Raw genomic sequence first — 12,645 nt, 5'->3', positions numbered from 1 at the left:
GGTATGACAGCAAAAAGTACTGGATGCCTGTAATCAACGGAATGACATTTTCAATTACAAAGGCATCATAAAAATAAAAGTAGTCTTTCCCTGTTTATCGTTTGCTGCCCAAATTTTTCCGACGTGCAGTTCTATTACTTTCTTACATAATGTAAGGCCTACTCCTCTACCTATTACTGCCGGTGTAAGTGTTTTAGAGCTTACGACAAATACACTGAATATACTCTGCAATCCCTCTTGCAGTACTCCTATTCCATCGTCTTTTATACTAACAAGATATTATTTTCTTGCATGTGTAGATCAATTTTTATTATTTCCTCACTACAATAGCTGATAGCATTGATTATTAGATTATCGAATGTGTGTTTAATATAATGAGGATCACAGTTAAAATTGAAAAGAATATAATTATTATATTCTTTTCAATATCAGATACAAAATTTAAGATTTTGCCGTTTAGATATAATTTCTTACATATTTTAATCCTTTCATATAGCAATTCGCTTAAGTTTATATCTTTTTTATTTAGTTCATCATTAAGACTGGATAGAAAAATCTAGAATATTATTTATCAAGCTATTTAATTTAATAGAGCTTTTAGCTATAATCTCTAATGCATTGCGATGCTGATCTTCATTAAATTTATCATAATTAGCCCCATAAGGTTTTACCAAGGCTAATAATATCGGTTAGTGGCCTATTGATTTTATGGTTTATATTACGTAAGAACTCATGTTTCAAATCAAGTAACTTCTCTAATTCCTGCTCTCTATAATTAACTCTATTACCTAAAGGAGTATTTTTTAGGTTAACTAATTTTTCTTGCTCCTGCCTTGGTTTTAAGCATACTATTAAAAGGCTACTAAATAAGGTTAGGAATATACTACTTTGAATTGACAACTATCTATGCTAATTAATAACTTCTCATCCATAAAATATTTATAAAACTCTATACTAGCAAACACGCCTGTAACGGTCGTAAGTAAAGTAGCTTGCCACTTGAATATCGTTGCAATTATAAGTAAGTTAATTATCGAACACATTAATTGCAGTTGATCAAAACTACTTGATATAACAAGTAAACTACCGAAAAATATTAATATAACGAAAGTAGCCACAAACCAAGATAAAGATATAATATAATTCTTTTGAAACTTTAAAGACCATAAAGGATAAGTAATTAATATTGCAGCAGTTATAAGTGTGGTATGGTAAATAATATTATATATCTCCAAATGGTTCATTATTCTGCTACCTGATGTGGTATATAAAGATGAGAACAGCGATATTAAAATAAATATACCGACATAACTATAAGTAATTTCTTGATTTGGTAGGGTACTTTCCCAATATTTAAAGATGTTAAAATTCTTAAGATCATGAAATAAAGTCAAACCTTTTCTTTCTCTCTCTTGTCTGATTATTTTAACGGCTAGCGGCTCTTTTAAAGCGCTAAACCCTCCGGGTTGCTTTAACATATAATGGCTTCCAAGGAAAAAGAGTAAATGTACAATAGTTGCGGGTAGTATCGGATAAATACTTAGAACTGCTCTTAAAGAAAATATTTGCCACAATATAATAGTTAATATTGCAACAATCATACCGATAAAAAAACTTTTGGCACTTGATTTAAAACCGTATATTAACAAAATTAACAGCAAAGTGATTAGCGGTAAATAGATGCTAGTCAATAATAAAAATAGATTTATTAAATCTTTAGTGTAGAGCGATATAATAAAACCTATTAATCCTATAGTAATTGCGGTTATATAATTATAATTTAATGAAGCTTTTTTAATGATGTCATTAGTAAAAGTTACCACTGCAACGTTAATATAAGAGTTCGTACTTGCGATTATCATTGCCATAATAACGCCGGCTATTAACCCCTTAAATCCTATATAACTTTTAATGATCCGTAAAAACAATTCATTGGTGTTAACTGCCGGATCTTGAGACAATAATAATATTGCAATCCAAATGAATAAAACGGATAAACAAAGACAAATAACTGCCGAAATAGAAAATGTTTGTGATATTTGCCTTGTGTCTTTTGCCATCAATATTCTTTGAAAAATTGAAGGACCAAGTGATGGAATCGCAAAATATATAAAAATATTTAAAGAAATCCAAAATTTAGGACTAGTATAGTGAAACAATCCTTGTAAATCAGTAAGACGAGTTTGTACATTTGAGTCTATAACTATATGTGGATCGCTAAAAACATTCCATACGACAATTCCTATTACCGGAATAATTGCACTATAAGTAAAAAACTGTACGGCTTCGGTAAAAGTAACTGATTTTACACCGCCAAAAGCAGAATAGCTTATTATTACAGTGGCAATACATAAATCTATGTAAAAATTTGAAATGTTAAAGAATAGCTGTAATATTAAACTTGCTACGTGGAATTGCATGGCAATCCTACCTATAGACATTAATATACTAACTATCGACGTAAGAATACGAACTTTGTTACCGTACGCCTCCCCTATTATTTCTGCTGCCGATAAGCTACCCAAAAAATTCTCAAAACGAGGAGCTATAAAGTTACTAATTAATAACCCACTAACGACGCTACCGAATATACTAGGTAATAAGTACAATAATCCGTCCGTATATATTCTTGAATTATCGATTAAAAAAGTACTAGTACCAATCCAAGTAGCAATAAGAGTTGCGACTATTGTGCCTGTAGAAAAATTCCTTGTTCCTATCACATATTCGTGAATATTTTGTATATTTTTGATATTTAGAAGTCCAACTAGCAAATTAATCGCTAAAAAGCTAGTAAAAATAAGGAGATCTATATTTGGCATAGAGTTAAGTTATAGGGATTTTCTATGCAAATAATAATAAAGATAAAAAAAGAAACAAACAATATTTTTGTGGAGTTAAAAAAGTATATCATTTCTACGAATACACATGGGTGTCATAAGACTCGATGTCATTCCCGCGAAAGCGGGAATCCAGTACTTCAAAACTTTTTAAAAGATTTTTTAAAGCTTGCTTTATCTCGCTTTATGCTGAATTCCTGCTTCTTGCGGGCATGACATAAACGAGCCATGCAATAAGGCCGCTTTTAGAGCTAGGAATGACATACAAGACTCATTTTTATTCATAAAGATTAAACCATTGTCATAAACTATAGCTGTTTTTTCTCTTCTAATACATCTGCTGCAGTTTTATTACCCACCATCTTGATACTTGGATCAAACGGTGGCTTGTTTTCTTTATTTAATAATGCTTTTAGAGTTAGCAGTTTTTGGTTGCTAGCATTATACTTTTGAATTATTTAAAAATAATCTATGGCTAGGAGTAGCTGCATCTTGAGTATACTGAAGATTTACATTACCGCCATTTTTTATTAAAGTTTCTACGATTTTAGTAGCGTTATAGTGGTGTTTTACCACCCTTATCATAGAAATTTAAATCAGGTTTTGTATGCGTATTTTTTATGCATTTTTCTAAGAATGTTTAATAGACCATATTATATTACCAAGCGTAGCAATCATATTATTACCGCCGGTAGAATTTTCAAGGTTACAATTTCTAATGTTTTTTCTACTAATTCCTTTACATTCATTATTAAAGTTTTAAAACATGCTTGAGCTAAATATTTATGACCGTTATCGGACATTTTAGATATGGTATTTTGTATTTGTAAAGTACCGGTAGCTAATAAATTTAATATATTATTTGCTTCAAGCGAAGGATTAGCGCCAAATTTAACTAGATTCTCAATTATTATTTATTTAAATAAATATTTATTGTAAAATATAAAGCAATATAATTATCTTGACCAAGATCATTAATATCTAAACCTAATTGTATAAATTTTTCAATTTGTGTCTTACGGAAATCATCAGAAATATACGACTCCATAGCAACACGGAAAAAATTATGAATTTGTGCTTTCTCAGTTGAAACAAATTTTGCCATAAGTGTAGGGTTATGATGAAATACATCAATAACATTGGAGCTATTACTCCAAATACCCCATTCAAGTATAGTATTACCGTTTGTTTGTATCTTTCTTATCACCAATTAGTGTCAGGGATGAGGATCATTTTGTTTAATATCTGTACAGCAGTATTGTCTAAAATGTTTTTAGCATTCTGATCTTATTGTTGAGGTATTAAACTACAAAGAGCTTCAAAAATATTAAGTTTGTTGTTAACATTAGTTCCGTTTAATATAGCCGGTATTAATTGTATGTTTCCTGAAGTTAATAATTGAAAAGGTGTAATAAAAGTCTCCAATTTATATTAACTTTTTATAAAAAATACCATGAAATATGGTTTGTATCTATTTATTATTATAATATATTAAAACTTAATAAATATCAAGTAATTATTAAAAAATTAACTATTATTCAATACCAAGGTGCGAGAGATAAGTTTATTTTAATCCCTTTAACGGTAACATCAGCTTCTTTATCGGCAAAATATTTTTCTTCTCTGATTAAGGCGATTGCTTTATTGTGATAACTTGAGCATATTACGCCGATTTTATTGTTATCTGCGAGTATTTCTTCATCTTTAACTAATGAAGATAAATCTTCATCTGCTGTAATTTTATATATCTTTCTTCTTATAACTCCTTGATATTTAGCCCTTGAAATCACTTCCTGCCCGACATAACAACCTTTATCAAAACTAATTGCATTTAACTCCTCAGCACCATACATATTTGGAATAGATTTATCTGTGATTAAATCTTCCACACCATCTATTATTGCAAAATTATATTTATCTTCTAGGTATATTGGATCCTCGCTTGCGTGGGGAGATGTTGTTGAGGGGGGCGGTCCCCCCTTTGTTACCCCGTGGCTTGACCATGGGGTCCAGTCTTTTTTAATTATTTTCTGGATACCGCGGTCAAGCCGCGGTATGACATCGAGCTTATTTATTGAGCGGAAACCAAGCTTAGCATAACGAGGATCACGAACCGTAATTAGCGAGTCTATATCTAATTTTTGAAGCGAGTAGATAACTTTATATTCGTCACTACAATCTATTACTTGTATTTTTGAGCGAAATTTATAGAAGTTTAAATACTCTATCAAAGCAGCTTTATTACTTTTATCAATATCAAGGTAAATTTCCTCAGGGTTATGAACATACACGAAAAAATCAAATAAATATCTTCCTTGATTATTAAGCAAATAAGTATAGCAATAATTATAGTCAATTGATTTGGACTCGCCTACTGCGTTACTCGTTGTCTCGCCTATTATTATAGGCTTCGCTCCTCGTTCTTTGTATCCGAATTCAACTGAATTGACTATACTCTTACAAATATCGTTAGTAATGAGATTTTGTAGGAACTTTACGGAATCGAAACCTATTATTTTGATAATTTCTCTATTACTTAATATTTCATACATAGTTATAATATTATTGACTTTATAGGTTCCTAACTACTATACTCTAAATTTATATAAATTAAACTTAATAATCATGAGATGTTCATCTTACTGTACTGCGTCCGAATATAAGATGAGTGATCTAGTTACTAATTTAAAAAAGATTGGTCTTGAACCTCAACATTTTGACGATGTTTTATATATTCGGAAAGAGATAAATAAAGATTCTGATTTTATAGAGATATTTTTCTTCCCATTTGGTTGTGTGACTATTTGGGGTGGCGATGAAATTCAAGAAAAAATAGTTTTAAGCGATACTGATTTAGTACCAGTAAATAAGCTTAAAGAGCCGGTATCCGATTATATTTATTTTGAATATAATATGGAAGTCAAGAAAACATTTATTGATGAAGAGAAAAATAAAATAATCTTAGCAGATAAATCAGTTTTTGTTAAACTTTCTATTTCCCATGCTCTTGCACAATCGGTTAAACTTAGCGTTCTTGAGCAATCTGTTAGTAACTTAATTGTTCAGACAACCCCTATACAACAGGAACTAGCTAGAACCGGTAGCGTATCGCTTTCTAAAAAAGAGATATTACAGCAAATAGGTATATTATTTAACGAGCGTTATTCAATCAGTTTGCATAGTGATATATTCGATACTCCGGAATTCTTTTGGCGTCGTCCGAGTTATGAGCCTCTATATCTCATGACGGCAGAGTTTCAAGACATAGAAATACGGCAAAATATAATGAATCATCGTCTTAATATGATTCACGAGCTTTTAAACATTCTTTCAAACGATCTTAATTATAAACATTCCACCAAACTTGAGTGGATTATTATTATTTTAATCGGTCTTGAAGTTGTTCTATCGTTATCTCATACTAATCTTTTCTTAAAAATTATCGGAGCTTTATAAATAGCTTCTATGCAAATTATCGATAATCAAAAAACATTAGAAGAATTTTGTAACCGGTTAGCAAATAAGGCATGCTTAAGCATAGATACGGAATTTGAGCGTCGCTATACTTATTATGCTCAGCTTAGTATAATTCAAGTTAAAGCAGAAGAATATTGCGGAATAATTGATGCATTAAGCAATTTAGATCTGAATATTTTTAATAAGCTGCTTGCAGATAATAATATTACTAAAATATTTCATGCTCCTCGTGAAGATTTAGAGATTTTCTATAATTTATTTAAAACACTACCTGCTAATGTTTTTGATATACAAATTGCAGCAAATATTTGCGGATTCGGTAAACAGCTAAGCTATGATGACCTTTGCTATAAGCTAATCGGTATTACTATCGATAAAACCCACCAAAAATCTAACTGGCTAAAACGCCCTATTACTAGTGATATGTTAAATTATGCAATGTTAGACGTGGAGTATTTGTATAAGATATATAAAGAGTTAAATAATATAATTATTAGAAATAATTTAACTAATAAATACCAAACTACTCTTAGTTCTTTATTAGATGTTAGAAATTATAAGGTTGAGCCGAAAGATGCTTGGAAAAAAATAAAATATAGAAGTGATGATAAGAGTTTTAATCACAAAATTCAAATGCTTGCAGCTTATCGTGAAGAGAATGCACAAACTATTAATATTCCTCGTAAGCATTTTATTTTAGATGAAGATTTAGTAAAGCTTAGTAAATACCCACCATTAAATCACAAGGATTTTAAAAATCTAAATTTAAAAAGCAAATATTTACACAAACAAAAATATAAAGAGAAAATAATAAGTTTGTGTAATAACTTATAAGAAAAAAGCTATAAATCAAATAACTTGTAGCCTATTATGAATAGAAAAAAATTAGCCAACTAATGTAACTTGTATCTCACTATCTTGTACTACTTTGACATATTCGTTGTATACATTCAGGCAAGTTACTATTACTAAATACCTGATCTATGATAAGTGTCCCTACTCCTACTAATGCTAATTGAAAGCAAATATCTCCAGTTTGCGTATCGCTGGATATTTGTCCTGTTTCTAGCCAATCTCCAACTGCTTGTGCAAACAAAAAGCAAAAGGTACTTTTTTATTATATCAACCATTTTACCCTAAGTTGATTCTTGTAATAATATATAAATATAATATTTTATACAATAAAAAAAGTTAAAAAAATTAAGGTTATTATACCGAAATCATACATTTAAGCTTACGATCATGAGATTCAATCAGAAAATTATCTATTAATTGTTCTTTTAAACAAACTCCGGCGGTTAATATATTTCGGTTATTATTAAGATATTGGTCAAAATATCCTTTGCCGTATCCAAGTCTATAACCCTCCTTACTAAACGCAAGCCCTGGGATAATAACTAACTCAGGAACAAAAAAATCATTATTTATAGGTTCATAGGTTTTAAAAGCCCCTAAAGCCAATTGATCGTTATAATGATAAGGACAATATTTTATCTCATTTTTTATGATTTTCGGTAGGAAGAATCTTATTTCAGGATGTAAGTTTGTTATTTCAAGTAAGTTAATTTCGTATTTTAGAGGAAAGTAAAGTCCTACTGTCTTTCCTTTTAACTCCTGTAATAACCGGCTAATTTTATTGATTAGAGAGTTTTTGACTAAATCGGAATTAATCTTATCTTGATTTTTTATTAAAAATTCTTTGAAATAAAGACGCAGCTCTTGTTTGGTCATAAATATCCTTAAATTCGTCATTGCAAGCGATTGAAGGCCTTGTGGCATGCATGGCTCGCTGCATCTCTGTTATCCTGTGACTTGTTCGTAGGATCTAGTTAAAAATACTAATATTATTAATATTTTTAGTGGTTTTACTGGATACTGTAGTCAAACCACGGTATGACACCAAACTGGTTTTTCAAGCCATGCAACAACGCCGCGACTGCAAGGAGCGTAGCAATCATAAAGCAGGACGCCTGAGATTGCTTCGTCAAAACTTACAGTTTTTCCTCACAATGACGTAGAAATATATCACATATTAATAGTCCTCTTATCTACACTAAGTGCTGCCTCTTTTATAGCCTCGCTTAAAGTGGGGTGAGCGTGGCAGGTTCTTGCTATATCTTCTGAAGCCGCTCCGAATGCCATATAAGCCGTAAGCTCGGCAATTAATGTACCTGCATCAGCTCCTATAATATGAGCTCCTAAAACCCTATCGGTTTTACTATCGGCAAGGATCTTAACCATCCCTTCCGTACTACCGATTGCTCTTGCTCTACTATTTGCTAAAAACGGGAACTTACCGACTTTATAATTAATGCCTTTTTCTTTTAGTTGTTCTTCTGTTTCACCGACGCTTGCTACTTCAGGATAAGTATATATTACGCTTGGAATTAAGTTATAGTTAACATGTCCTGTCTGCCCTGCCATAATTTCCACGGCAGCTATAGCCTCTTCCTCGGCTTTATGAGCAAGCATAGCTCCTTTTACCACATCACCGACTGCGTAAATATTTGAAATTGCTGTTTGGAACCGGTCATTAATCTCAATGCTACCTTGCTTATCCGTAATAATACCGACAGACTCAAGTCCTAGATTTTGCGTATAGGCTTTTCTGCCTACTGCCATCAATACAACATCGCTTGTTACTACCGAATTCTTACCACCCTCCTCTATTGTCAGATTTACTTTTCCTGACTTTACTTCAGCAGATAGCACTTTAGTATTCAGTTTAAACTCTATACCTTGTTTTTGCTGTAGTTTCATAAATTGTGTAGCAATTTCTTTATCAAGCATCGGTACAATGTTCGGTGCATACTCAATAACCGTTACTTTAGCTCCCAAACGACGCCAAACTGAACCAAGTTCTAAGCCTATATATCCTCCGCCGACTACTATTAAGTTCTCAGGTACTTTGGAAAGTTTTAAAGCACCGGTAGATGAAATAATAAATTCTTCGTCTATTTTGATATCCGGTATTTCTATGACGCTGGAACCTGTAGTAATTAGGATATTTTTGGCGTTAATTTGCTCTTTATTTACTTCAATGATATTACTAGAGATAATTTTAGCTTCACCTTTTATCCTAGTAATTTTGTTTTTGGCAAATAGACTTTCTATACCTTTTGTAAGATCAAGAACTACTTTATCTTTATTAGCTAGCATTTTTTGTAAGTCTAGTTTTACATCTACAGTAATACCTATATTCTCAAAATGTTTTAGAGCTGCTTCATATTTTTCCGAAGAATTAAGTAAAGCTTTCGATGGTATGCATCCTATATTTAAACAAGTGCCGCCAAGAGTATCGCTTTTCTCAATACACGCTACTTTCATACCAAGCTGAGCAGCCCTAATACTGCCTGTATAACCGGCTGGACCGCTACCTATTACCACTAAATCAAATTCTTGCATATTTGTTTGACCTTAATAAATTGTTGGATCGTCATTGCAAGCAGCCATAAGCTGCGTGACAATCTTGTCAAATATTCTGAGATTGTTTCGTCAATTACTTACATAATTTCCTTGCAATGACTTAATACTGCTAAAAATACACCACTATCACCTTTATAACAACTTTAATCTTATACTATTCTTATTTGGTGAAGCAATAAAACTAATTAAATTAATATTATCTTCAAAGCCGTTTGTATAATTTTGTAGTAAAGAAAACATCTTTTTAGAAATAGCATAGTTATGACTAGCATTTAGTGAATTTGCCTCACCTATATTTTTTATTTTTCTCATTAAAGCTAAAGGATTATCAAATTTTATCTCTATATTTTCATAGTCAACAATTACTTCGGCAAATCTTGCTTGCGAAAATAAAATCGGAACATGATCAAAATGAATAAAAGGAGCAATATGAGGAGAGTGTTTAAAATTACTTGCTATTTCGGCATCTATTAAGGATTTACGTAAATTCTTTAAGCTATTTCCTCCGACAAAATTACCGATAAAAATACCGTCAGACTTTAAAAATATTCTTATATTAGATAAAAAGCGTTGTACATCATTTATCCAGTGTAACCCTAATGAATAAATAATTAAATCAAAAGAGTCTTTTGGCAATTCTAAATCTTCATCATCGATTAATAATTTATGATTATGCTCAAAAGAATCAAGCAATAAAGGTGACATATCTGTTACGGTAATATCGGCACTTCGATAAGCATTTTTTAGTAAGCTCGTAAGATAACCGCATTTAGCCGATATTTCTAGAATATCCGAAAAATCCTTATCAATCATCCCTAATCGACTTATTATATCATTAGCTGCATGCTTGATAAATAAGCTGTTACTTATCCCCTCTACTGCATTATTTCGGTGATTTTTTAGCTTTAGTCTGTTGAATATATAATCCTCTCCTATCTTGAATTTTCTCTCCTAAAATTTTTGGTGGCGGTCGAGAAATAAAACCCCCTAAAAAATCTCCTAGCAAACTATTTTGAACAAGTTCTCTCTGTCTTGCAGTGCGAATATCATCCTCTTTAACTCTATCTAGCCCTTCAAAATTTTCCTGAACATCTACAATTATAGGTTTCGTATTGTTATTATTAGGTGATAAAGGTTCTAAACTCAACAGGCTTTTTTCTGCAGAATTTAAATCCGAAGTTAGATCAAAATGCTCTAAGTAGATAGGTTTTAGTTGTTTATCATTACTAGAAACTTTTTTTCTTTCTATTGCTGAAACATTGTTCTCGGTCTTATTAGATTCTCCTAGAGATTTATAACTACTTATACACAACAATACTAATATCAATTTCTTTAACATAAATAACCCTGTATATTATTACAGTTAATATAAATTAAATAATATATGCATCGAGTACTGAAATTAAGGGAATTATATACTTGTATAACCTATATTTTCTTTTTATTTACCCAAGCTGTAAATTCAGCAATACTAAACACTTCTATTAAATTACTGCCAACTTGATCCTTGAGTCATTTCAAGGCTTCTTTTTTATATCCATCACCATCATATAGTATTATAAATTCCTTGTTTTTTTATGTTTAGCACAAGATAAGGATATTTTTCATCAACCAATCCTCCTGATCGTTGCCACTTAGATTCTATAACTAGGTAATTGGGATGACGTCCTGGATGATATAATATAAAATCGCATTTCCATTTAGTATCATAAATATTTTTGCCAATTTCAAACTGTCTAGTATAAATAGGCTGCTTAAGGATCTTAGCTGTACTAAATCTTTTATTAGATACAAAACAATATCCTTCTCTTTTTAGTCGATCATGTATAAAAATCTCAAGTTCGTTTCCAGTTTTATTAGCTTGTAAAATTGCAATTTGTTTTACCATTGTACTAATAATTGCTTGTTAAAACTTCATTAGCTCCTCGCCTACTGTTGGATTTACAATTTATGCTTCTTGGTGCATTTACTATATCTATACTAAAAGACTTGTATAAGTTCTTTATAAAATCGCTATCTGAATTTGTAAAGCTTTACTACACGCAAGTATGTTATCCTTATCAAGAATATTAGGATTCATATAAGATCCCATCGGGACATTGCACTCTCCTTTGCTATTTACTCTATAAAGACCATTATAATAAGTCTTGTTAAGGTATATGAAACGTGTGGCTATCTCAATAGGGTTATCGCTATTTGCGTTCTTTCTAACAGCATAGTAATAATCTTGAGAGTGATTAGCTTTATGCTTAGCTAACAGCTCAATTAATGCTCGAGCTTCATCCTTAACTTAAATATCTCTCTATGTGTTTTTTGCTAATAGTATAATATACATGTTTGTCAAGCCGGCTTTAAACAGATCGGAGAATATAAAGCTCAAAGCGGGGCATTTTAAAGGTAATACAAGTTATTTAATGATAAGAAATATATTAACATAAGCTTTATTCCACTTTCTACTTCTCATTTTTTGCTTTTTTTAAAATGGCTAGAAATGCCACATATAAAACTATGGTGGGATAAGGATATAGAATGGAGTTTAGAATTAATCGCACAAAAATACTCAATCTATGTTATAGGGTATAAGCTAGAAAATAATGAGCCTAAAAATATACACGCTTACATTATAGCAGCAGACTGTACTCCTATAGGATATATCCAAATTTACAATGCTTATGATTTTGAGCATTCAGACCCATTAATAAACTTACCTTCAAAACTTGCAGCACTTGATTATTTCTTAAATGCTTAGGTTCTGTGGACATTTAATAGAATCATCATAATTATGACTCTTTTTCGCTGCAAATTATAAGTTTTTTGAAATATGCATAACTACTCCTTCAAAAATCTTATTAATTTGCGCTAAAAAATACTTCAAAATAAAAAATCAATTAGAAATCTTCAC

Annotated in this window: 10 protein-coding genes and 4 pseudogenes; 3 read left to right on the top strand and 11 right to left on the bottom strand. The window is 31.0% G+C overall.

Annotated elements, in window-relative coordinates; all coding sequences use genetic code 11:
- Positions 1 to 54 precede the first annotated feature (54 nt).
- The 4 genes and pseudogenes from ACPKKV_RS05330 to ACPKKV_RS05315 all read right to left on the bottom strand — a co-directional run bounded on the left by ACPKKV_RS05330 (position 55) and on the right by ACPKKV_RS05315 (position 5,392).
- Positions 55 to 2,822 (bottom strand): annotated as a pseudogene (locus tag ACPKKV_RS05330) (sodium:solute symporter family transporter).
- Between the two features lie 459 nt (positions 2,823 to 3,281).
- A pseudogene (locus ACPKKV_RS05325) lies at positions 3,282 to 3,643 on the bottom strand (hypothetical protein).
- Between the two features lie 107 nt (positions 3,644 to 3,750).
- Positions 3,751 to 4,073: pseudogene (locus ACPKKV_RS05320) on the bottom strand (hypothetical protein).
- Positions 4,074 to 4,378: 305 nt separating this feature from the next.
- The gene (locus ACPKKV_RS05315; RefSeq protein ID WP_410528171.1) at positions 4,379 to 5,392 is read right to left on the bottom strand and encodes a CAF17-like 4Fe-4S cluster assembly/insertion protein YgfZ; all 1,014 of its coding nucleotides are present in this window, start codon (positions 5,390 to 5,392) and stop codon (positions 4,379 to 4,381) included.
- Between the two features lie 112 nt (positions 5,393 to 5,504).
- Between ACPKKV_RS05315 and ACPKKV_RS05310 the strand changes: the two genes are divergently transcribed.
- Together ACPKKV_RS05310 and ACPKKV_RS05305 are read left to right on the top strand one after the other, a co-directional pair.
- Positions 5,505 to 6,296, top strand: coding sequence for an RMD1 family protein (locus ACPKKV_RS05310; protein WP_392506575.1), 792 nt, complete (start codon positions 5,505 to 5,507; stop codon positions 6,294 to 6,296).
- A 9-nt stretch (positions 6,297 to 6,305) separates the two neighbouring features.
- Positions 6,306 to 7,151, top strand: coding sequence for a ribonuclease D (locus tag ACPKKV_RS05305; protein ID WP_392506574.1), 846 nt, complete (start codon positions 6,306 to 6,308; stop codon positions 7,149 to 7,151).
- A gap of 51 nt (positions 7,152 to 7,202) precedes the next feature.
- On the opposite strand, the pseudogene ACPKKV_RS05300 reads toward ACPKKV_RS05305, so the two are convergent.
- From ACPKKV_RS05300 to ACPKKV_RS05270, 7 genes and pseudogenes are all read right to left on the bottom strand, one after another.
- Positions 7,203 to 7,427, bottom strand: a pseudogene (locus tag ACPKKV_RS05300) (hypothetical protein); the annotation flags it as partial.
- 99 nt (positions 7,428 to 7,526) lie between these two features.
- Positions 7,527 to 8,048 (bottom strand): 5-formyltetrahydrofolate cyclo-ligase, encoded by a 522-nt coding sequence (locus ACPKKV_RS05295; RefSeq protein ID WP_392506859.1) that lies wholly within the window; start codon positions 8,046 to 8,048, stop codon positions 7,527 to 7,529.
- 294 nt (positions 8,049 to 8,342) lie between these two features.
- Positions 8,343 to 9,722 (bottom strand): dihydrolipoyl dehydrogenase, encoded by a 1,380-nt coding sequence (lpdA, locus tag ACPKKV_RS05290; protein ID WP_392506573.1) that lies wholly within the window; start codon positions 9,720 to 9,722, stop codon positions 8,343 to 8,345.
- Positions 9,723 to 9,875: 153 nt separating this feature from the next.
- Positions 9,876 to 10,595 (bottom strand): methyltransferase domain-containing protein, encoded by a 720-nt coding sequence (locus tag ACPKKV_RS05285; RefSeq protein WP_392506857.1) that lies wholly within the window; start codon positions 10,593 to 10,595, stop codon positions 9,876 to 9,878.
- 31 nt (positions 10,596 to 10,626) lie between these two features.
- On the bottom strand, positions 10,627 to 11,082 hold the full coding sequence (locus tag ACPKKV_RS05280; protein ID WP_392506572.1) for a hypothetical protein: 456 nt from the start codon (positions 11,080 to 11,082) through the stop codon (positions 10,627 to 10,629).
- Between the two features lie 207 nt (positions 11,083 to 11,289).
- Positions 11,290 to 11,631, bottom strand: coding sequence for a PD-(D/E)XK nuclease superfamily protein (locus ACPKKV_RS05275; RefSeq protein WP_392506571.1), 342 nt, complete (start codon positions 11,629 to 11,631; stop codon positions 11,290 to 11,292).
- A gap of 114 nt (positions 11,632 to 11,745) precedes the next feature.
- The gene (locus tag ACPKKV_RS05270; RefSeq protein WP_392506856.1) at positions 11,746 to 12,003 is read right to left on the bottom strand and encodes a DNA adenine methylase; all 258 of its coding nucleotides are present in this window, start codon (positions 12,001 to 12,003) and stop codon (positions 11,746 to 11,748) included.
- A gap of 231 nt (positions 12,004 to 12,234) precedes the next feature.
- On the opposite strand from ACPKKV_RS05270, the gene ACPKKV_RS05265 reads away from it, so the two are divergent.
- Positions 12,235 to 12,492, top strand: coding sequence for a ribosomal L7Ae/L30e/S12e/Gadd45 family protein (locus ACPKKV_RS05265; RefSeq protein WP_392506570.1), 258 nt, complete (start codon positions 12,235 to 12,237; stop codon positions 12,490 to 12,492).
- Positions 12,493 to 12,645 lie beyond the last annotated feature (153 nt).

Source organism: Rickettsia finnyi, from assembly GCF_049668125.1.
Taxonomy (GTDB): domain Bacteria; phylum Pseudomonadota; class Alphaproteobacteria; order Rickettsiales; family Rickettsiaceae; genus Rickettsia; species Rickettsia kotlanii.
Note: the sequence above shows the minus strand (reverse complement) of the source record. Positions and strands in the feature narration are given on the sequence as shown.

Coding starts and splice junctions, on each gene's coding strand:
- ACPKKV_RS05310 (WP_392506575.1), top strand. CDS start 5,505: ATGAGTGATCTAGTTACTAATTTAAAAAAGATTGGTCTTGAACCTCAA.
- ACPKKV_RS05280 (WP_392506572.1), bottom strand. CDS start 11,082: ATGTTAAAGAAATTGATATTAGTATTGTTGTGTATAAGTAGTTATAAA.
- ACPKKV_RS05295 (WP_392506859.1), bottom strand. CDS start 8,048: ATGACCAAACAAGAGCTGCGTCTTTATTTCAAAGAATTTTTAATAAAA.
- ACPKKV_RS05305 (WP_392506574.1), top strand. CDS start 6,306: ATGCAAATTATCGATAATCAAAAAACATTAGAAGAATTTTGTAACCGG.
- ACPKKV_RS05265 (WP_392506570.1), top strand. CDS start 12,235: ATGCCACATATAAAACTATGGTGGGATAAGGATATAGAATGGAGTTTA.
- lpdA (WP_392506573.1), bottom strand. CDS start 9,722: ATGCAAGAATTTGATTTAGTGGTAATAGGTAGCGGTCCAGCCGGTTAT.
- ACPKKV_RS05275 (WP_392506571.1), bottom strand. CDS start 11,631: ATGGTAAAACAAATTGCAATTTTACAAGCTAATAAAACTGGAAACGAA.
- ACPKKV_RS05315 (WP_410528171.1), bottom strand. CDS start 5,392: ATGTATGAAATATTAAGTAATAGAGAAATTATCAAAATAATAGGTTTC.